Source organism: Erwinia sp. PPS120, assembly GCF_047918655.1.
Lineage (GTDB): Bacteria > Pseudomonadota > Gammaproteobacteria > Enterobacterales > Enterobacteriaceae > Erwinia > Erwinia tasmaniensis_A.
In genome coordinates this window covers 54299-75251 of the sequence record NZ_JBLREF010000017.1, presented here as the reverse complement: position 1 = coordinate 75251, position 20953 = coordinate 54299, and the positions used below count along the sequence as shown (strand labels likewise).

The window sequence follows — 20953 nt, the reverse complement described above, 5'->3', positions numbered from 1 at the left end:
AGTAACACCCGCAAACAAAAACAGACAGGACAGCCTGTAGTGGATCGGTAATTCAGGACACCTCGAAATCCTGTTAATGTTAAAACAGTGAACATGAGGTGATGCATGATCAAAACTCGTCGGACTAAACGCACATTTTCTCCAGAGTTCAAACTCGAAGCTATCGAACAGGTTGTTAAGTATCAGCGAGATGTTCGGGAAGTCGCGCAGGCGCTCGAACTCAATCCTGATCATTTGCGCAAATGGATACGGCTTTATAAGCAGGAACTTCAGGGTATTGAGTCCACTGGCAATGCGATTACACCTGAACAACGTGAAATTCAGCAGCTTAAAGCGCAGATAACGCGTCTTGAGATGGTAAAAGAAATACTAAAGCAGGCTGCCGTGCTGATGAGCGAAGTCCCCGGAAAGCTATCGCGCTAATCACACGGCTGAAAGCAAAGTGGCCTGTGTTGGTTCTTTGTCATTTATTCGGTGTTCACCGCAGCGTTTATTACGCGCAGATGAAACGTCCTGTTAATGTGCAACGAATAGAATTACGAAGTCGGGTGAGAGCATTTCATGCTCTCAGTCGTGGCGCTGCGGGGAGTCGGGCAATCAGCCAGATGCTGCGCCAGAGTGGCGTTGATGCAGGCCGGTGGCTGGCGCGACGACTGATGCAGGAGTGCGGACTGACAAGTCGCCAGCCGGTTAAACATCGCTATCGGGTAAACGAAGACAACAGTCCGCCGCTGCCAAACTTATTGAATCGGCAGTTTAACCCTGCCGCACCCAATCGCGTCTGGTGCGGCGACATCAGTTTTATTCGCCTGCAGGATAAATGGTGCTATCTCGCGCTTGTCGTTGATTTATATTCACGCCGGATTATCGGTTCAGCCCTCTCATTAACCGCTGATGCTGATTTGGTGTGCAGGGCGTTGTGTCATGCTTTGGAAACACGACCGCGTGATGGTCGTCTGCTGTTTCATTCAGATCAAGGGGTTCAATATAAAAGCAATAAATACAGAAAGTTACTCTGGCGTTATGGGGTAATGCAAAGTATGAGTCGCCGGGGGAATTGCCTGGATAACTCGCCGATGGAAAGATTCTTTCGTAGCCTTAAAAGTGAATGGCTTCCAGAAGGCGGGTATGGTGATTTTAGCCATGCGGTACGCGATATAAACCAGTGGATAAATGGTTATTACAACGCATACCGCCCTCATACGAACAATGGTGGTTTATCGCCTTGCTTACATGAAGAAAAATGGAAACAGGTTATTCCGGTGTCTTGATTTTGTGATCCACTACAGCGAGCCTGTGAGCTAATTTATTGTCCTCTTCAATACTCCGCATTGCGATTCCTTCGCCTCTGTGCTGGTCACCTTTTCTTCATCATATACCCATCCCGGTGGTAATTACGCCGCTCAAACAACCCTGCTGATATCCCCTCACCACTTCATCGCACCCTGCTGCCATGACAGCAGGCGGTCACGCAGGGTAAACAGCAGCGTGATTAGCGAGGAGAATAGCAGCGCCATCACGATCAGCGCACCGTACATATTGGCATAGGCGGCCCAGCCCTGCGCCCACTGTAGATACCACCCCAGCCCCGACTTCACCCCCATCATTTCCGCGGCGACCAGCACCGAAAATGACGCCCCCAGTCCCATAAACAGCCCGACAAACACGTGCGGCAGCGATGCCGGTACCGCCACGCGCAGGATCAGGAACAGCGGACGCGCCCCCAGAGTTCTTGCCACGTCAAAATAGCGATCGTCAACGCTGCTGACACCTGACCAGGTCAGCACCGTCACCGGAAACCAGGTTGCAAGGGCAATCAGAAAAATTGCCGCGGAAAAGCTGGAGGGAAAGAAATAGAGCGACAGAGGCAGCAGCGCCGTTGAGGGAACCGGACCCAGCAGGCGCAGTACCGGATGAACCCAGTACCCCAGCCCACGCGACCAGCCGATGGCAACGCCGGTGATAAAGCCACTCAGGCTGCCCAGTACAAAACCTGCCGCCAGCAGCCGCAGCGAATTCAGCACGCTGTCCCCCAGCCGTCGCCAGTCGGTGGCATAGGCCTCAACCAGCGCGCGCGGCGGCGCGAAAAAAGGCGCGGGCAGCAGCGCCAGCTTGGCGGTAACCGTTTCCCACAGGGCAATCAGCACGGCCAGCACCACCAGCCAGCGTGCCGCCCTGCGCAGCGGGTCGAACAGCCGCCCGTTAAGCACTCTCCCCAGCAGCGTTGCGAGGGTGAGTATTACCGCCAGCACCACGAACAGCCGGTGAGTTTCACCGACAAAGCGCGGCGGCGCAAAACCCACCTGCCGGTCCGGCCAGAAGATCATCAGCGCCGCCAGCAGCCACCAGGCGAGTACCGCCAGCGCTAAGGCGGGCGAAATGGCTGCCGGGGGCGCAGGCGTTTGTACGAACGTGCGCGGAATAGTAGCTGATGGTGCAGACGTTTGTGCTAATGCGGATGGGATTGCAGGCGACGAGACCGGCGGCAGTGCAGTATGCCCGCTGCTTTTCTTCGGGCTGGCATCGGTAAAGGCGTCGCTGGACATGGTGCCTCCGTTAGCTCATATGCGCGTGCTGAACCTCAGGCAGCAGCTCGGGAACATAGTGTTCCGCAAAGCGCTGCGCATCGGTATCAGGACGTATCACATTGATGAGTTTCAGCTCATTGACATACACCGCGACCTCTTTACGCAGCTGGTCGCCGGTCGAGTGATGATGGTGCGTATGTTCGCGCAGCATCGCGGTGATGTCGTCAATCGGTACCTGGCCCGGCACATAGGGGGCAAAGATTTTTGCCGTCTCTGCCGGATGATCGGCGGTCCACTGCTGGGCATCCACGATCGCCTGGGTGATTGACCGCGCCACGGCGGGATTATCCCGTACCAGCGATCCGCGCAGGCCTAATACACAGCAGGTCAGATTGCGGTACTCGCCGTTAAGGTTGTTGTCCACCTCGACCAGCCCCTCACGATGTTTGATTAACCATCCCTGGGGATCGTCGGTGGCCAGCGCCTGGACTTCCCCCTTGCGCAGCGCCTCACCAAACAGGTCTTCCGGGTACTGTACCCAGTTGACCTGTTTGTCGGCATCAATGCCCTGCTTAGCCAGCTGGATAGCGAAGAAATTGCGGATTGGACTGGCCTGATCGGACACCGCGACGCTTTTGCCCACCAGGTCGCGTACGCTGTGGATCCCGGCGCTGGCCGGGGCCAGCAGCCGCATACAGCCGCCGTGCGTACCAACGGTCAAATCGACGTCAAACCCCTGTTCGAGCGGTTTAAGCCAGCGCAGCGCCATACCAATGCCGCCATCAGCCTGCCCGGTGGCGATGGCCTGGAGCAGGGCATCCGTCGGGCCGCTAAAATTGACCGGCTCAACGTCCAGGCCATATTTTTTAAAAAATCCCTGCTGTAGCGCCACGGAGATCGGTGCCTGACAGACCGCCGTCTGTCCCCAGGCCAGCTTAACGGGCGTCAGTTTTCCCCCGCCGGCTGTCGGGGTTTCAGCCCAGACAGGCAGCGCTGAAGCCAGCCCTAATCCTGCTCCCATCGCCCCAAGCGTCTGAATAAAAGAACGTCGCGAAAAACTCCGGTGACCGGCCATAATTAACTCCCTGAAGTATGATGTGCTCATTACTTTTACAGGACTGGAAATATCCACCAAATAACATTAGTGCATTAATATTTCTGCCAGCGGCAATATGTCTTACAGCCTCACTATATTCACTTTGTACGTTAGCTTAGCGGTTATTGTTTATTTACCTTTTATTCTCAGCGCGGAATATATCCGCCAGCTGCAAAAAAATATAGGGACTATCAATGACGTTAGCCGAAGATATTAACCCGGTTACCGGGCTGGCATTAACGATTGCGGGCATCAGTCACGCGTTCTGGCTGGGCGGTGAGACGCTCCCGGTGCTGGACGACGTCTCGCTACGGGTGAAGCCGGGGGAATTTGTTGCCCTGCTTGGCCCCTCCGGCTGTGGGAAATCGACCCTTTTGCGTCTGGTGGCCGGGCTTGACAGGCCTGCCGTGGGGCAGATTGAGGAAAACGGCAGGCCGCTCAGCGGCCCCGATCCCAGCCGGGTGGTGGTGTTTCAGGATCCTACCCTCTATCCCTGGCGCAGCGTGTGGCGGAACGTCGCGCTGGGGCTGGAAACCCGCAGCAGGCTGACCGCAGAGGACAAAACCCGCGTCGATGCCATGCTTGAGAAGGTGGGTTTAAGCCAGTTTGCCCATGCCTGGCCGCATCAGCTTTCCGGCGGCATGGCGCAGCGTGCCTCGCTGGCACGCGCGCTGGTTAACCGGCCCCGGCTGCTGCTGCTGGATGAGCCTCTCGGCAAGCTCGATTCCCTGACGCGCATCCGTATGCAGCAGGAGCTGGTCACGCTGTGGCGGGAGCAGCAGTTCAGCGCGCTGATGGTCACTCATGATGTGGAAGAGGCGCTGCTGATGGCCAGGCGGGTGGTAGTCTTTAGCCCGCGTCCAGCCCGTATTATCGACACCCTTGACGTGCCCCTGCCCTGGCCGCGTCGGCGCGACGATCCGCGCCTGATCCAGCTACGTACCCGCGTGCTCGATTTACTCGGCGCGGATCAGCCCGCGGCCTGAATTATCCCCGGAGCCTTTGATGACAATCTATAACGGCATTACCGAACTGGTCGGCCAGACCCCACTGCTGCGGCTCAACGGCTTCTGCCAGCAGTTTACCCTTCATGCCGGGCTGGTGGCAAAACTGGAGTATTTTAACCCTAATCACAGCAGTAAAGACCGTATCGCGCTGGCGATGATAGAAGCGGCGGAGCGTGACGGCAGGCTGCGGCCCGGCATGACGCTGGTCGACACCACCAGCGGCAATACCGGTATTGCGCTGGCCGCCATTGCGGCAGCAAAGGGCTATAAATTTCGCGTCTATCTTCACGACAAACTGAGCGCCGAGCGCTTTGCTATTCTCACTGCCTTTGGTGCGGAGATCGTGCCGTTTAGCCAGGTCGAGGGCTTTGACAACGTTATTGAAGAGACAGAGGGTGACTTTGTTGCCGCCGCCCGCTGGCTGGCGGCTAACGTTATCCTGAAGCAGCCGAATATCTGCTTTACCTGCCAGCTGGAGAATCCGGTAAATCCTGATGCCCATTATCGGCATACCGGACCGGAGATCTGGCAGCAGACCGGCGGCCATATTGATCTGCTTATCGCCTCGGTCGGCACCGGCGGCACCCTTTCCGGCGCGGGACGCTATCTGAAGCAGCACTCGCCATCCATTCAGCTGATTGGCGTTGAACCTGGCAGCCACTCGATCCCTGGCCCTGATAACCCGGACAGGCGTGAGATAACCGGGGTGCACGCCTTCCACGACGTGGCACCTGAACGGGTGCCGCCCACGCTCGATCATCCCCTGCTAGATGATGTCTTTGCCGTGGAGAGCTGGCAGGCGATACAGACCGCGCGCGAAGTCGCGACTTCGGACGGTATTCTGGTGGGGGAGTCTTCCGGCGCGGTGCTCTTTGCCGCGCGTGAAATTGCCCGCAGGCCGGAGAACGCCGGCAAACGTATTGTGGTGATTCTGGCTGACAGCGGCCTGACCTATCTCTCGACCGGACTGTTTGATCCCCGGCTGACTATTGCGCAAATCGAAGCGGCACAAAAACCAATTTATTTGAAGGCATTATAACTACAGCGGATGGTTATTGTTCTGCAAGATAATACAAGGGAATGTTTCATTGCTATAATGACAAAAAGCCGCCTTAACTGGCGGCCTGTTTTAAAAAAAAGATTTATGGCCTGTGGTCTGTATCAAAATCAAAATACCCACAATATGGACAGGCTACTACATCACCAGGATCGTCTATTTTATCTACAATAGCATTATAAGATACTGTTTCACGGCAATTACTGCACGTCACGATCTCGTTTTGTTCAGCGCAAATCCTGAATGTATGTAAAGTAAAATTGATACCTCTAAATTTTTCCACGGATGTCCTCGATTTGAGTATTTAAGGCAACACTGGCGCCTTATATTTCTCAAAGTAAATTGACTTAGTTGCTTGCACGACAACCTCTGCACCAGCTCTGGTTCGTTGCGCCAGAAGGCACCGTTCTGAACCCAAACAACATCTGAAGATCGCCTGCTGTGTAAGCAGTAATTTTTTTACACTTTGGACAGGTGTGCGGGAGGTTAACTAAACCTACCATATGACTTCTCCTTATGCGCCGCTGCGCTCTAACGTACCTGTAAGGATTATCGGTAGAAGGAAGGTTATCTTTAGATAAATTTATGAGACGCTTAAATCTGACACAGGCGATTTATCTCAAGTTTTCATGCGCCTGAGGTTGAAACAGCGGACATGTGGTGGTTGCAGTGGCACGTATAAGATAAAAAAGGCCGGTTTCCCGGCCTGATGCATCAGTTATTAACGGGAATAACCGCGCCTTTATATTTGGTGCGGATCCAGTCCTGAATTGATTTAGAGTGCAGAACGGTAACCAGTGCTTTAATGTCTGGCTTATTCTCATCACCGCGATGCACGGTGATGATATTAGCATAGGGGTTATTCTCGCCGCTCTCAACCGCAATCGGATCTTTCACCGGATCCAGCCCCGCGTCAATCGCGTAGTTCGCGTTAATCACTACCGCGTCGCCTTCATCATTGTTATACATCTGCGGCAGCAGTGCGCCCTCAACGTTTGCGAGGAATTGCAGATGCTTAGGGTTGTCCACAATGTCACTGATGCGCGCATCCACTTTGCTGACGCCTGGCTTAAGCTTAATCACGCCGGCCTTTTCGAAAATCGAGAGGATACGCCCCTCTTCGGCTACGGCGTCACGCATGATCACTTTGCCATTCTGCGGCAGATCCTTCAGCGACTTATACTTTTTGGAGTAAATGCCAATCGGTTCAATATGAATGGCGCCCGCGCTGACAAAGTCATAGCTTTTATCGCCCGCGTGATCTTTCAGCACGCTGTTCAGATAGGGAACGTGCTGAAAGTAGTTCGCATCTATGTCGTGGCTGGCCAGCGCCGTGTTCGGCAGGATGTAATCCTGGAAAGGCTTGATCTCAAGGTCGATACCCTGCTTGGCCAGAATCGGTTTTGCCTGCTCCAGGATTTCCGCGTGCGGGACATTGGAAGCGCCCACGGTCAGGGTATCTGCCCACGCGCTCAGACTCAGCGCGCCCAGGGTGGCCGCAGCCAGCAGCGTCAGTGTTTTTTTCATTATTCCTTCCTTAACGTTAACGTTTATCGAGCCGTGTAGTTATGACATCACCTAAAAACTGGATGATAAAAACGATCACCAGAATCATCATCGTTGCCACCAGCGTGACATCGCTATGGTTACGCTGAAAACCTTCAAGGTAGGCCAGATTACCCAGACCACCCGCGCCAATCACCCCCGCCATCGCGCTGTAGCTGACCAGCGCTATCAGGGTGACCGTAATACCGGAAACCAGCGCCGGAGAGGATTCAGGCAGCAGAACGCGGAACACCAGCGTACTCAGTCGCGCGCCCATTGAACGCGTGGCTTCAATCACGCCACGGTCCACCTCACGCAGAGCGATCTCCACCAGCCGGGCATAAAAAGGCGCCGCGCCGACGATCAGCGCCGGAAGCGCCGCATTAGCGCCCAGAATGGTGCCAATCAGCGTTTTGGTGAAGGGGATCAGCAGTACGATCAGAATGATAAAGGGAATAGAACGGAACACGTTGACCAGAATCGAGATGACCGAATAGAGCACGCGATTCTGATACAGCCCACCGCGCGCGGTCAGAAACAGCACCAGCCCCAGCAGCAGTCCCAGCACAAAGGTCGCAATGCCTGAGAGTGCAGTCATATAAAGCGTTTCACAGGTTGCTGACCAGAGCTGGTCCAGCTTCAGATGCGGAAAAAGTGTCTCAATCATGATTGACTACCTCGGTCGTGACGGCACGGGCATGCAGATCGGCCAGGATATTCTCCAGCTGAGCACCGCTGGCCGGGACCTGTAGCCACAGCTCGCCGAAGGTGCCGTGGGCGGTTTGGGTCATTTTTCCATGCAGGATATTGAACGGCAGCGCGTATTTCAGCGTCAGCTCGCCCACGATGGGCTGGCTGGTATTATGCCCGACAAAGGTCAGCTTGAGCACGCTGCCCGCGTCGCCATCAACCAGTGCGGCGTTAAAGGGCGTGTCGGCGCTGCTGTATTCCGTGGTTTGCTTCACAAACTGGCGGGTAACAGGCTTTTGCGGATGCGTAAACACCGACAGCACCTCGCCCTCCTCCACAATTCTGCCTTCCTCCATCACCGCAACCCGATGACAGATTTTACGCACCACATGCATTTCATGGGTGATCAGCACAATGGTGAGCTGAAGCTTGCGGTTTATGTCCAGCAGCAGTTCAAGAATGGCATCGGTGGTCTGCGGATCAAGGGCTGATGTCGCCTCGTCGCAGAGCAGAACTTCCGGATTATTCGCCAGCGCGCGGGCAATCCCCACGCGCTGCTTCTGGCCGCCGCTGAGCTTAGAGGGATAGGTGTTCTCTTTGCCAGCCAGCCCTACCAGCTCAATCAGCTCTTTTACCCGCGCCTGTATCTGGGCCTTAGGGGCCCCGGCAATTTGCAGGGAAAATGCGATATTCTCACTAACGGTACGCGACCACAGCAGGTTAAAATGTTGGAACACCATGCTGATTTTTAGCCTTGCCGCGCGCAGGGCTTCGCCGTTTGCCGTCGCAATATTCTGGCCGGCAATCGTTACACTGCCGGCGGTGGGTTTCTCCAGTCCGTTAAGCAGGCGAATAAGCGTGCTTTTGCCTGCGCCGCTGTAGCCGATAATGCCATAAATCTGACCCTGTCCCACCTCAAGGCTGACATCGTCAACCGCGGTGACCGGACCGGCGCTGGTGTTAAAAACTCTGGAAACGTTGCGCAAAACTATCATCGGGTGGAGCCTGCTGTTGTTATATACAAAATCGACGACCAATTAAGTAAACTGATTAAAATGAATACATTATTGTCCGGGCTAATGCCCTCGCGATAGTAGAGGTGAGTAATGAGGCTGAAAAGGACCATTAGGAAATGAGTTATAACGAAAATGAATAACGGTTTTACAGGGCTTTCTCCAGGGAATTGTTGCCTGCCCCGGATACTCTGGCTTAAATTTGTATCAAATTAATTCCCTGCGAATTAGAAAAACAGATATACCAGCTTATACGAAGCTCTCATTAACACTCTTATTAAATAGCCATTTTTAGCGCACGTAGCGATATCCTCCGCTGTGGGATATGTTTATATCGGCAAAAAAAGAAATGAGGATTTCTAAATCGGTGGGGTTCATTCAGAATTGATATCAATAATCACCGCCGCCATAGCGAAAACTATGACGGCGGCAGGCGTAACGCGATGAATTAATCTGACTTACCTTATTCAGGTGAGCAAGTTATTTCTTTGAGCCGCCTTTTTTTCCAGCTTCAGAAGCTTTTTCTCTATCATTCTTGAAGTTGCCAGCGCCGCTGCCCTGGCCGCCCTTTTTACCTGCGTCTGATGCTTTTTCACGATCTTCGTTTTCACGATGCTGAGTCATACAAAATTCCTCTTCGTGTTAAAAGATATCCCGCTGGAATATAATCCTGTTAAAAATGGAAATCACCCCAACAGGCCTCTTGCCTTTATAAGGCTAGCAGGCTGCCGGGCCTTTGCAAGAAAGGGATGCGACATCAATCACAAAACAATAAATAACCCTATCCTTATGATTAATAAATAAATTACGCTTCACCCGTTTAATGTCAGAGTGTAAGTAAAAAACCGCCACCTTAATAAAAGGAAGAAATTCTTTTATTTATCAGTCGATATATGTAAACGGGCGCAATAAATAAAACGATGATAAGGATAAATAAAATAACATTTATCTTTTGTACGTTTCGATATGCCCTGCGGCAGCGGGCAGATTTCACTGCCGGGGCACGTCCGGTCGGTGAGAATGACCGAAACTCAGGTTTACGTTACGGCTCAGAAAGCTGTTTAGCTTCTACGTGTGTATGCTTGCCGCGCCCTTTAACATAGCCACTTATGCGAACCTGATCATCAGCGCCATACTTTTTCCCCTTCCATGCCGCATGGGGAACGGTGACATCAATGGTTCCGGACTTATCACGAAAAAGAAACGTATCGCGCCCGGTTTGCTTGATCAAATTCCCCTCCAGCGTTACCCATGCTCCATCCCGGAGATCGCGAATGCCGCTGATCTGACTTTCGGTTGTATCCTCGGTGCCTTTATACCCGGCATCCTTTTTCTGCGGCGGCGGTGGCGCATCTCCGCCCTTGAATCCACCGTCATCGGCCATTACGTTTAAGCTAAAAGCCAACAGGGCTGCCAGCGTCAGGATTTTTTTCATCTTATCTCCTTAATGTTTCAGGCTATCTCATTTACAACGTGGTGTTATTCATCCTGGCACACCGCTGGCAGTTTGAGTAATATCCCCAATGCAACTGCTGCTTAATTACGCATGAAGATAAGGGCGCTTCGGTTGCCACTTTTACCAAATGCTAACAATTTTAAGATGAACCCTAACGGTAAGTGACTGTTTATGCCGATGCCGTAGCAGTACTATAGGAGGTCCTAAGCCGTAGTGGATAACGAGGTACTATGATTTACCGTTTCACCCTGGCCGCCGCTGTGGCCGCCGTAACGCTCACCGGATGTGCTAAAAATCAGGCCGGTGGGCCTCCACCCGATTTCTTCTCCGGCCCTTCTCAGATAGATGTTTCTCACTTAACCACCAAAGCCGATGATGGTTCCTCGGTATTTGTGACTATTGACGGCAATGAGGGAGGCATGCTGACCCGCGGCGAGAGTAAAGCGTTACATATTCCCGACGGTAAGCATAAAGTGGGCGGCTATGTACGTACGCTGTTCGGCTATGGCCGCGTGACTATCGATCCTATCACCGTCGTCTCGAAGAAGGGCGAGGTCAGGCATGTTGCCTATTCGGTCACCCGGAATAAGCCCTCCTTTACCGATCGGGGCGAAACGCCGCTTCCTCCAGCGCCAGAAAAACAGGCTGCGCCAGCGGCGGCACAACAGAGCACTGCGGCAACCGCGTCGCAGCAGAGCACCACAACCGCTCAGCCCACGGCAACCGCGTCGCAGCAGAGCACCACAACCGCTCAGCCTGCGGCAACCGCTACGCAGCAGAGTTCCTCCGCTACAACCGAGAAGAGTACAACCTCAGCGGCTGAAGCCGCCTCCACGCAGCAGATTATTGATGCTTATGGGGAAACATCCGCCCAGGAGTAAGTGCTTAAGTCTGACCCACGGTTAATCCCTTTCCCGGAGTCAGGCTGCTCAACATTGCGTGGAAGGGACTTTGCGCACCGGTTCGTCATCTTTACCCCTTTCAACACCTGTTTCTCACTGAAAATCTATAAACACGCGTACCTTTTGCAGCATGTAAGGGGTTTAACGCTCAACCCGGGCCGTCGCTCCCCCCCGCAAGAAGTGGCACCAGTATGTCGCTAATCGGCGTCGGGACGCCATGAGCCCGGCCGCGCCGTGACCTACGACGGCGACAACAGTATTGATTTCAGTATTCATGAAAGCGGACTCCTTCAAGGTGGGCGTTTGGGATTCCGATAAGATTGTAAGGTAAGCTTGTTATTTATACAGGCTGCGTTATCGCAGTAAGGTGGACTTCCGCGCTATACGTAGCTCGGCGGATAATTTTAACAAATGAGATAGCCTTAATACGATAAAGCATATGCCATAATCGAAAAGCGACCGGCGCTGACGCTAAATGCTACGAATCAGCCGGTCATACTCAAATACTGCCTGTCTTGTCGGACTGGTTGTTGTATATGTGCACAATTTGCGGATCGGCGCTATTTTGTTGAGGCAATAGCGCGGGATTTATACGGATCAGTCACAGTTTTCAGCGGTAATAATATTGAAATCAACCTTGCCGCTCTGATAGATATCCGCATCCTGATTTGCGCTGAGTTTTTTTAGCATAATATCCATCGCCAGCTGGGCATGCTGCCGGGCGTTTTGATCCAAGACGTATGAGAGACAGCCATTGTGCAGCAGACGCCGGGTCAGGCTGTAAAGTTCATGGGTAATATAGACGCACTGACCCAGCAGCTGATGATTTTCCAGCTCGGCGCTGATCTCAGTATTGCCGGAACCGGTATTGTACAGTCCGACAATTTTGTCATTTTTTTTCAGCGTCTCGCCCAGCAAACGTCGTATGGTCTGTCGTTCATCCTGACCCGCCAGCACCTCCTTCAGGCTGATCTGGGGAAAGCGCAGCTGAAGCACCCGCCGAAAACCTTCTATGCGCTCACGGTGCGCGCTATAGTCGCCGCGGCCGCTGACCACCACCACTTCACCCGCTGTTTTCAGCGTCTGCCCCATCAGCAGACCAGCCGTACGCCCCGCCTGAAGCTGGTTGATGCCGACATGGCACAGGCGGGCAGCATCCGGCAGATCGGTGACGATGGTGATCACCGGGACACCACGCTCACGACAGCTCACCAGCGCGGCATAAACCGCAGGATGATCCTGTGCATAAACAATGACGCCATCGCGCGTGTGGGCGCACTCAGCGATGTGTGCGGCCAGTCTTTCAGGGTGTGATTCAGCGATAAACGTGCGATGCAGCGTTACCCGGCGATAGCCGAGCGCGCTGGCGATTTCCCTGAAATGGTTATCCAGGCCTTTGAAAAAATAGGATCCATTAGCGCTGAGGATGACCTCAATTCGCCAGGGATGTTGATACGCCTCTGGCAAAATACGGTTAAGGCCGTTCAGCTTTGCGGCCAGCAATACCTTGCGCGCCGTCTCCGGCGAGACGCCGCCGCGCTCATTCAGTACCCGATCCACCGTAGCTACGCCAACGCCGGCCAGCCTGGCCAGCGTCTCCAGGGTCATTTTCTTCATTTCTGCTCCGAAAAAAATGACCCACGACTGCAACGCTTACTCTTCAATCCTGCCGTTCCTCATTAAATACAATGCCTAACTGGCGCCGCACGTTATCCATGGTGCTCAGCGTCATCAGCGACGTCTCCAGCGGCCGGATGGGCGACTCAGTCAGCCCCTGACCAATACACCACGCGGTGTGCTCAATTTCATACGAGAGCTGTTCATAATGTCCGCCCTTATCTTTCCAGTGCAGGAGCTGGTTACCTTCGCTGGAGGCCAGGGTAAAATCACCGGGCGCATAGAAATGCCCGTTAAGGCTCAGGGTCGCATCGCGTCCGGCAATCACCGCACCTGAAGGCGTGCGGCTGAATAGCGTGGTATTCAGCACCGAATGCATGCCGTTGTGGTGGGTGAACAGCATGGAAGCCTGTCCGTTAACGCCACCCGGCGCCGGTTGCCCCTGCGCCAGCACCTGGGCCGGTACGCTGCCGGCCACGGTGATGCTGAGCGAGATCAGATAACTGCCCAAATCCAGCATTGGCCCGCCGGCCAGGTCCGGGTTAAAGATACGGTGATCGGGCGTAAAATACTCGCCGTGATCGGCAATCAGCGTATGAAGGTCGCCCAAATCGCCGTTTTCCAACAGCTGACGCAGCACATCATACTTCGGTGTGAAGTCACACCACATCCCCTCAAGGCAGAATAATTTTCTGGCGCGGGCTTCCTGCTGGAGTTTTGCCCCTTCCTGCGCGTTAAGGGCCAGTGGTTTTTCAACCAAAACGTGCTTTCCGGCCTGGAGGACTTTCATCGCATCGGGAAAGTGATGATTATGCGGCGTGGCCACATATACCACGTCCAGATCTTTCAGTGCCAGCATTTCACTGGCCTCGGTGAAGATCCGAGGAATATCCCAGCGTCCCGCGAACGCTGTGGTCTTGTCCAGGTTGCGCCCAGCCACCGCCACCAGCTGCTGACGGGTATGGTGACGGAACGCTGCCGCAAAGCGATCGGCTATCCAGCCCGGACCGATAATCCCCCAGCGCAGCGTGGGCAGGCCATCGACAGACAGTATTTCAGGTTGCGGTAGCGTACGAGGAAACATAGTCACTCCAGTTTTTTTGTAAGAAAGCCGCAACGTGTGGCGGCCTGCAGGGTCAGGTGAGTTCACTATAGAAAGGCATCAGCGGGAAGAAAACCTGGCCGATGATGGAAAACCCTCAACAAATGATGGAAAACCCTCAACATAAAACTTCCCTGGCCTGGGGGAAAAAATTATTCTGGTACTGTTGTTAAATTGTTAATAATTCGCTTGTTATTTTATAAAAAAAAACTCTGGTCAGGTGCTTTTTTCATCGAGTCACCGCCATAAAAAAACTAAAAACAGTTCCTAGCATTGTGATCAGTTAACCAGGAAAATTATGAAACGCAGAGAATTTCTCACTTCAGTGGTTGCACTGGGGGTTGCCTCATCGCTGCCTGCTGCGCAGGCCGAGGTTGTGAATGGCGGACAGCCATGGGAACCCGGTAAGATTAACACCCCACCCCCTCCACCCCGTAAAGGGGGGCTTCAGTATCTGACTCAGCACGAATTCGATACGGTCGCAATCATTGCCGAGCGCTTTATTCCGGCTGATGAAATGAGCCTCAGCGGCAAAGATGCTGGCTGTGCCATTTTTATTGACCGCCAGCTGGCGGGTGATTACGGCAATGCCGTAGCCGAATACCGCCTTGGCCGCTTCGTTAAGGGCACCCCCGAGCAGGGTCCTCAGTCTCCTCTCACGCCCGCTCAGCGATATCGTCAGGGTCTGGCCGCACTGGATCGTGCCACCCGCGCGCGGTTTGGTCGGGACTTTATTGGTTTAAACAGCGAACAGCAGGAGAACATCCTGCACGCGATGGAAGCCGATAAGTTCGATTTAGGTGCCGACGTCGAAACGAAGGTCTTTTTTGAGCTGCTGCTGCAAAACGTGCGCGAAGGATTCTTATCTGACCCCATCTATGGCGGTAATAAAGATATGACCAGCTGGAAAATGATTGGTTTTCCCGGCGCGCGCTACGATTTCCGCGACATGCTCAGTAAAAAAGGGCAAAAGCTGAATATCATCCCGACCAGTCTGATTGATAACACCCTGTAAATTTGGGCGTTGTGTTTCTGAGTAAATGTGAGTTCTGAAGATGAATAATGTACGTCCAAAAGCTGATGTTGCTATCGTCGGCCTGGGGTGGTGTGGCTCGCTGATCGCCGAAGAGTTAACCCGCGCCGGATTAAATGTCGTCGCGATTGAGCGTGGCCCCTGGTTTGAAACCGCCACGGACTTTCCCCCGTCGGTAGATACCGACGAGCTGCGCTGGGACACCCGCCGCAGCATGCTGCTGCCCCCTGCGGTAGAAACCACCACCTTTCGCAATAATATTACCCAGAAAGCGCTGCCAAGCCGCGACTGGAACCTGAATGAGCTGGGCTATAACGTTGGCGGATCGGGTACACACTGGGCCGGTATGGCCTGGCGCTTTACCCCGTTTGATTTACAACCCTATACGCAAACCATTGAGCGCTACGGTAAAAAGCAGATTGCCGACGGCCTGATCCTCCAGGACTGGGGCGTAACCTATGATGAGCTGGAGCCGTTTTACGACCGCTTTGAAAAAATTGCCGGCGTCTCCGGTAAAGCAGGCAGGCTCAACGGCAAAACCATTCCTGACGGTAACCCGTTTGAGGGCAACCGCAGCAGTGAGTATCCGCTGCCGCCGCTGGAAGGCATGCGCCTGACCGATCTGTTCCGCGATGCGGCCAAATCCCTCGGCCAGCACCCCTTTATGGTTCCGGCCGGCCAGGCGTCCCGTGCCTACGTCAATCCACTGGGCGTGCGCATGGGCCCCTGCACCTACTGCGGCTACTGCCTCTATTACGGCTGCGGTAACTTCTCTAAATCCAGCCCGAACGCCTGCGTGATCCCGGCGCTGATGCAGCGTGAAAACTTTACCGTATTAACCGACTCTGCGGTGGTGCGGGTCAATAAAGCGGAAGATGGCAAAACCGTTACCGGCGTAACCTACGTTGACCGTAACAAAAAAGAGTGGGAGCAGCCGGCAGGCATCGTGATCCTGTCTGCTTTCCAGATGCAAAACGTCCGCCTGCTGCTGCTGTCCAAAATCGGCAAACCTTACGACCCGGTCAGTAAAACCGGCGTGGTGGGACGTGCCTACAGCTTCCAGACGGTAGCGGGCGCCAGTCTGTTTTTTGAAGATGAAAATCTTAACCAGTTTATCGGCGCGGGCGCGCTTTCACAGCAGGTTGATGACTTTAACGGCGACAACTTTGACCACAGCAATCTCGGGTTTATCGGCGGAGCCGGTATTCTGGTGGTGGCCCGTGGCGCAAGGCCAATCGGTAATGCCGATGCCCTGCCGCCGGGTACGCCACGCTGGGGGAAAGAGTGGAAAAAAGCCTATACCCATGCGTTCCAGAACGGCACCTTTATCTTCGGCCAGGGGACCAGCTATTCCCACGAGGATTATTATCTGGATCTGGATCCTGAGTATAAAGACAACAATGGCAACCCGCTGCTGCGCGTCACCTTTGACTACAACGAAAATGACCGCCGCGCAGCCAAATTTATTGAAGAGAAAAGTGTCGAGATTGGCAAAGCCATGGGCGCCAAAATCGTTCTGGGGACCAACTCCGCTTCGGGCCACTATTCACCTTATAATTTTGCCAGCGACCACACCATCGGCGGCGCGGTGATGGGCACCGATCCAAAAACCAGCGTGCTGAATCGCTATCAGCAGAGCTGGGACGCACATAATCTGTTTGTGCTGGGCGCCTCATCCTTCCCGAACAATGCCGGTTATAACCCAACGGGCACAATTGGCGCACTGAGCCTGTGGACGGCAAAAGCTATCCTGGAGCAGTACATGAAAAACCCTGGTCCGCTGGTGAAGGTGTGAGATGAAAAAAATCAAAATTGCAGGCGGTATCGTTGTGGTTGCCGCCGCCGTTACCGTGGCTTTGCTGTGGCAAAACGGCAATACCCGCGCGGATGACGTTGCCGGAAATACCGCGCTGACCGGACAGCCGCCAGCGGCGTCGGATGCAGAAGCGGTGATGCGGGGTAAATATATTGCGATTGCCGGTGACTGTGTGGCGTGCCATACCGCTCCCGGCAGCAAAGCACCCTTCTCCGGCGGCTATGCCATCAGTACGCCATTTGGGGGCATCTTTGCCAGCAATATCACCCCAGATAATGAGTACGGCATCGGCAAGTGGACCGAGCGTGACTTCTACCGCGCCGTTCGCCACGGTAAGGGGAAACATGGAGAAAACCTCTACCCCGCAATGCCTTATAACGCCTATGTGAAGGTCAGCGATGCCGACATGCACGACCTGTGGATGTATATGCGTTCGGTTAAGCCGGTGCACTATAAGGCACCGGAAACTAACCTTCCCTTCCCGTATAACATTCGACTGGCGATGATGGGCTGGAACCTGCTGTTTTTCGAAAACAAAGGTTTTACGCCTGATCCCTCTAAATCTGCCGAGTGGAACCGGGGTGCCTATCTGGTTCAGGGACTTGAGCACTGTGCCGCCTGCCATACGCCGAAAAACATTATTGGAGGTGATACCAGCGCGTATCTTCAGGGCAGCAACCTCAGCGAGTGGTACGCCCCTGAAATCACCAGCAATACCTACACGGGAATTGGCAACTGGTCCGAAGATCAGGTGGTGGACTATCTCAAACTGGGGAGTAACCATGTGGCGGTGGCCTCCGGACCCATGGCCGAGGCGGTAACCAATTCGACCCAGCATCTGAGTGATAAGGATCTGCACGCAATTGCAGCCTATATCAAATCGCAGCCCGGTTCGGATCGTAAAAAGCCTGCGCCGCTGGCGGCAGATTCAGCGCAGATGAAAATGGGGGCAGACGTTTATTCAGTGAACTGTACCGCCTGTCATAACAGCGACGGCAAAGGCATTCCTAACCTGGCCGCCAGCCTGGCGAATAACCCGGCAATTATGGGACCGGATGGATCCTCGCTGATCACCACCGTGCTTCAGGGTGGACGCGGCGCGGTGACGGCAGGTAACCCCACCAGCGGGGCGATGCCGAGCTTTGCCTGGAAGCTTTCCGATGAGCAGGTCGCTGCGGTGACCACCTACATCCGTAACGCCTGGGGTAATGCCGCACCGGCCATTGACGCTAAGGAAGTGGCAGGTAAACGCAGCCTGTTAAAACTCCCTTCGCAGATGCCGGAGAACAGTCCGAAAAGTCACTAACGCTGGCACGATATCGCCGCGCTGTGCTCTCTGGCGGCAGGGCCGATGTTTATCAGGGCCATCCCTAACGGGGTGGCCTTTTGCTTTTCTCCCTCACCATTTTGTGCCAGGGTTGACTCTTCCCCTCAGGAGAAACGCTATGCCTCTGCTACCCCGTCTGTTGTTATCCGCGCTACTACTGACCAGCCTCCTTGCGACCGTTAAGGCTGTTGAACCGCCCTCCTCCTTACTGATAAAAAATGGCTACGTGATGTCGATGCGCGCGGGCGAAGCGGATCGGGAAAATACCGACGTTTTGATCCGGGGCGATACCATCGCCGCCATTGGCAAAAACCTGCACGCGGCGGATGCCAGGGTGATTGATGCCACCGGAAAGTTTGTGCTTCCCGGCTTTGTTGATGCGCATTCCCACCTGTGGATCACCACTCTGCGAGGCCAGTTTCGTAACAGAGACGGAAAATTTTTCCCGGTGAGCAACCGGCTTGGCGCCGTGATGAAGCCAGATGATATCTATACGGCAATGTATACCGGGGCCATTGAACAGCTCGCCTCGGGTATTACCACCAGCAGCGACTTTTTCGACAATATTCACGGCCCGGCGGCGGGCGATGCGGGCTACCGCGCGCTAAACGATGCAGGGATCAGGGCGATTATGTTTTATGGCGGGCCGGATAAAACCTTAGCCACGCCGATCGATCTGACGCATCTTAAGCAGCTGATGGCGAAACCGCATGACCGCCTCCTCCCCGGCCTCGCCTGGCGGCTGCCGCGCGATCTCCATGACGAGGCTGCCTGGACCCTCCGCGATCGGGAATACGCCTTTGCCCGGGATAATCACCTGCCGCTCCAGGTTCACGTAAGCGGCGAGGCTGATGCGATGTTTAATGCACTTATTCAGCGGCACTATCTTGCCCCCTTCGTCACCGTTGTTCATGCCACCCAGGCCACGCCCGCCCAGCTGAACGCGCTGGAAAAGGCCGGAGGCAGCCTGGCTCTGACCCCGATAAGCGAAGAACGGGTCGGTTACGGCCTTACCCGCTATGACCAGTTTAAAGGCGTGACCCGCCAGGGGCTGGGCCTGGACGGTAACGCGCTGGCCGGCAGCGCAAATATGTTTGCCACGCTGCGGCTGGCCGCGCTGACGCAAAGCGGTGCAACGCAGGATGAAACCGGGCCGGATCCCCGTCGTCTGCTGGAGCTGGCCACCCGACGCTCGGCTGACGCCGCCGGACTTGGCAGGATAACGGGAACAATTGAGGTGGGTAAACGCGCCGATATACAGATTATTAATCCTGACGCGCTTAATATGAGCGGGTTTGGCGGCGGCGACCCCGCCTCGCTTATCGTCTATTCGGCTGAACCGGAAAATGTCGATACGGTCGTGGTGGATGGAAGGATCCTGAAACTGTCAGGCCAGATGCAGCACACCAATATCACTGCGCTGGTGGCAAGGGCCAACGCATCTGCGCGTCACCTGCGGGAAGACGCCGCTAAATAATGCGTTTTATAACCTGTCCACTCTTTTGCCAGCCTTGCGGCTGGCTCACTTTTTGCAGGCCGTGATGCCGGAATAACATTACCAATAATATCCTCCCGGCTCCACATTGCCGCTGCATAGCAGTAATGAATTAAGTGGTCGCACTGCCCTGACTGAATGATTTTCTGCACCTTTTCATTCAGTTTCGTCCCATTACTTTTATCAGGATGATTAGAGGACTAAGCAGCAATAAAACCAAAGCTGGTCTTTTTAGCTTCGCACTTAAGCTGTGTCATCGTTTCAATTTACCGTTAAAATCTGTGGGCGCGGCGGGCTTATCGGTATTTCCCGGACTCCAGCCGGGGGCAGCGGCAGTACCGGTGGTCAATCCCTCTACTGGATACAGGCTATTCAGAATTATGCTCACGCAAAGATCACGCCTGCCCAGGGTTTTAATGCGGTCGTAAAACAATTATTCCCGGCTTACTGGCCATATAGTCGGTGAACGGCGAATCCACCACCTGCCTGTTTATTTTCAGGGATGAGGCATTTCTGAACCACACCTTGCCGCCAGACTTAATGACGATGCCAACATGCGTCACGTCCAGACCGGCAAGAGGCGTCCAGACCCCAACGTAATCGCCCGTTTGCAGTTTATCGAGTACGGCTGAATCAATCGCATGGGCGGGGATATAACTTATTTTCCTTGCTATAACGGGCAGCCCCGGAATATATGTACTGCCGTCAGCCTTACGATTGAGCTGTTTAACAACTGTGACCGCTTTCGCGCTGAGTTGTCGGGTCACATCCGTCGCATTGAGCGGCTGTGTGGCAGACCAGTCAGTGAAAAAGTGCTTTCTGCTCAGGTAACTGACTCTGCCGCCAACGTATCGCGTACTGATAAGGTTGCTGAGAAACGTCTTCTGGTCATGTGCCTGCGACAGCGCCCTGACATAATCAATCAGGGTGAAACAGTCTACCCCGTGGAAATCTGCTACCAGAACTTCGCTGACCTCAGTCGATCCAATCAGGGTATTTTCCTGATAAGGCGTCGTCAGAAAAGCGGAGGATACGGCGGCAATAATCTCACCGGGTTTCTCACCGGCGGCGGGAATAACGTGGGTGCGGATAATTGCCTGAACTTTATTTGCTGTGTAATCATCCATTGCAGTCTGATAGTCATTTCCGCGTGACTCCGCACAGGAGACAAGAAAGAGGACCATAAAAATCGCGCGTTTCATATCAATTTCCCTTTTTAACTGAAGGCTTCCGTTCAGCATTAGTATCTCCTCCAGATGAGATTTACAA

The 20953-nt window shown here is 54.2% G+C and carries 18 protein-coding genes and 1 pseudogene; 8 read left to right on the top strand and 11 right to left on the bottom strand.

All coding sequences use genetic code 11. From position 1 onward, the window contains the following. Positions 1 to 105 precede the first annotated feature (105 nt). Positions 106 to 1271 (top strand): IS3 family transposase gene (locus ACLRGG_RS11520; protein ID WP_416249910.1). Its coding sequence is split into 2 segments (ribosomal slippage): positions 106 to 370 and positions 370 to 1271, totalling 1167 coding nucleotides; the frame shifts between segments, so codons are not numbered across the junction. A 156-nt stretch (positions 1272 to 1427) separates the two neighbouring features. Here the strand turns inward: ACLRGG_RS11520 and ACLRGG_RS11515 are convergent. Both ACLRGG_RS11515 and ACLRGG_RS11510 read right to left on the bottom strand, forming a co-directional pair. Further along, positions 1428 to 2546 carry an ABC transporter permease gene (locus ACLRGG_RS11515; protein ID WP_416249909.1) on the bottom strand — a complete coding sequence of 373 codons (1119 nt, stop codon included), beginning with the start codon at positions 2544 to 2546 and terminating at the stop codon, positions 1428 to 1430. Positions 2547 to 2556: 10 nt separating this feature from the next. Next, entirely contained in the window at positions 2557 to 3603 is a 1047-nt protein-coding gene (locus tag ACLRGG_RS11510) for an ABC transporter substrate-binding protein (RefSeq protein ID WP_416249908.1), read from the bottom strand. Positions 3604 to 3818: 215 nt separating this feature from the next. On the opposite strand from ACLRGG_RS11510, the gene ACLRGG_RS11505 reads away from it, so the two are divergent. Together ACLRGG_RS11505 and ACLRGG_RS11500 are read left to right on the top strand one after the other, a co-directional pair. After that, the gene (locus ACLRGG_RS11505; protein WP_416249907.1) at positions 3819 to 4610 is read left to right on the top strand and encodes an ABC transporter ATP-binding protein; all 792 of its coding nucleotides are present in this window, start codon (positions 3819 to 3821) and stop codon (positions 4608 to 4610) included. Between the two features lie 19 nt (positions 4611 to 4629). Continuing rightward, complete coding sequence (locus ACLRGG_RS11500) at positions 4630 to 5670, top strand: PLP-dependent cysteine synthase family protein (RefSeq protein WP_416249906.1); 1041 nt, start codon at positions 4630 to 4632, stop codon at positions 5668 to 5670. A gap of 732 nt (positions 5671 to 6402) precedes the next feature. On the opposite strand, the gene ACLRGG_RS11495 is transcribed toward ACLRGG_RS11500, so the two are convergent. The 5 genes from ACLRGG_RS11495 to ACLRGG_RS11475 all read right to left on the bottom strand — a co-directional run bounded on the left by ACLRGG_RS11495 (position 6403) and on the right by ACLRGG_RS11475 (position 10371). Further along, positions 6403 to 7215: a MetQ/NlpA family ABC transporter substrate-binding protein gene (locus ACLRGG_RS11495; RefSeq protein ID WP_067701985.1), complete on the bottom strand. Its 813-nt coding sequence runs from the start codon at positions 7213 to 7215 to the stop codon at positions 6403 to 6405. Positions 7216 to 7231: 16 nt separating this feature from the next. Continuing rightward, positions 7232 to 7900, bottom strand: a complete 669-nt coding sequence (locus tag ACLRGG_RS11490) for a methionine ABC transporter permease (RefSeq protein ID WP_416249905.1) — start codon at positions 7898 to 7900, stop codon at positions 7232 to 7234. Further along, the gene (locus ACLRGG_RS11485; protein ID WP_416249904.1) at positions 7893 to 8918 is read right to left on the bottom strand and encodes a methionine ABC transporter ATP-binding protein; all 1026 of its coding nucleotides are present in this window, start codon (positions 8916 to 8918) and stop codon (positions 7893 to 7895) included. Before ACLRGG_RS11485 ends, ACLRGG_RS11490 begins: the two co-directional genes overlap by 8 nt. Before the next feature lie 498 nt (positions 8919 to 9416). Next, positions 9417 to 9560, bottom strand: a complete 144-nt coding sequence (locus ACLRGG_RS11480) for a con-10 family general stress protein (RefSeq protein ID WP_067701999.1) — start codon at positions 9558 to 9560, stop codon at positions 9417 to 9419. Between the two features lie 418 nt (positions 9561 to 9978). Then, on the bottom strand, positions 9979 to 10371 hold the full coding sequence (locus ACLRGG_RS11475; RefSeq protein ID WP_416249903.1) for a YgiW/YdeI family stress tolerance OB fold protein: 393 nt from the start codon (positions 10369 to 10371) through the stop codon (positions 9979 to 9981). A 251-nt stretch (positions 10372 to 10622) separates the two neighbouring features. Here ACLRGG_RS11475 and ACLRGG_RS11470 point away from each other — a divergent pair, with 251 nt between their 5' ends. Next, entirely contained in the window at positions 10623 to 11273 is a 651-nt protein-coding gene (locus ACLRGG_RS11470; protein WP_416249902.1) for a hypothetical protein, read from the top strand. Positions 11274 to 11442: 169 nt separating this feature from the next. On the opposite strand, the pseudogene ACLRGG_RS11465 reads toward ACLRGG_RS11470, so the two are convergent. The 3 genes and pseudogenes from ACLRGG_RS11465 to ACLRGG_RS11455 all read right to left on the bottom strand — a co-directional run. Further along, a pseudogene (locus tag ACLRGG_RS11465) lies at positions 11443 to 11529 on the bottom strand (hypothetical protein); the annotation flags it as partial. Positions 11530 to 11891: 362 nt separating this feature from the next. Further along, positions 11892 to 12911 carry a LacI family DNA-binding transcriptional regulator gene (locus ACLRGG_RS11460; protein ID WP_416249901.1) on the bottom strand — a complete coding sequence of 340 codons (1020 nt, stop codon included), beginning with the start codon at positions 12909 to 12911 and terminating at the stop codon, positions 11892 to 11894. Between the two features lie 43 nt (positions 12912 to 12954). After that, positions 12955 to 13995, bottom strand: a complete 1041-nt coding sequence (locus ACLRGG_RS11455) for a Gfo/Idh/MocA family protein (RefSeq protein ID WP_416249900.1) — start codon at positions 13993 to 13995, stop codon at positions 12955 to 12957. 316 nt (positions 13996 to 14311) lie between these two features. Between ACLRGG_RS11455 and ACLRGG_RS11450 the strand changes: the two genes are divergently transcribed. The 4 genes from ACLRGG_RS11450 (at position 14312) to ACLRGG_RS11435 (ending at position 19666) form a co-directional block, all read left to right on the top strand. Beyond that, positions 14312 to 15028: a gluconate 2-dehydrogenase subunit 3 family protein gene (locus ACLRGG_RS11450; protein WP_416249899.1), complete on the top strand. Its 717-nt coding sequence runs from the start codon at positions 14312 to 14314 to the stop codon at positions 15026 to 15028. Positions 15029 to 15068: 40 nt separating this feature from the next. Next, a complete protein-coding gene (locus ACLRGG_RS11445) occupies positions 15069 to 16841 on the top strand; it encodes a GMC family oxidoreductase (protein WP_416249898.1) in 1773 nt (590 codons plus the stop codon). 1 nt (position 16842) lies between these two features. Further along, a complete protein-coding gene (locus tag ACLRGG_RS11440; protein WP_416249896.1) occupies positions 16843 to 18168 on the top strand; it encodes a c-type cytochrome in 1326 nt (441 codons plus the stop codon). A 139-nt stretch (positions 18169 to 18307) separates the two neighbouring features. Continuing rightward, entirely contained in the window at positions 18308 to 19666 is a 1359-nt protein-coding gene (locus ACLRGG_RS11435) for an amidohydrolase family protein (protein ID WP_416249895.1), read from the top strand. 431 nt (positions 19667 to 20097) lie between these two features. Here the strand turns inward: ACLRGG_RS11435 and ACLRGG_RS11430 are convergent, their stop codons facing one another. Beyond that, positions 20098 to 20886: a DUF1460 domain-containing protein gene (locus tag ACLRGG_RS11430; RefSeq protein ID WP_416249894.1), complete on the bottom strand. Its 789-nt coding sequence runs from the start codon at positions 20884 to 20886 to the stop codon at positions 20098 to 20100. Positions 20887 to 20953 lie beyond the last annotated feature (67 nt).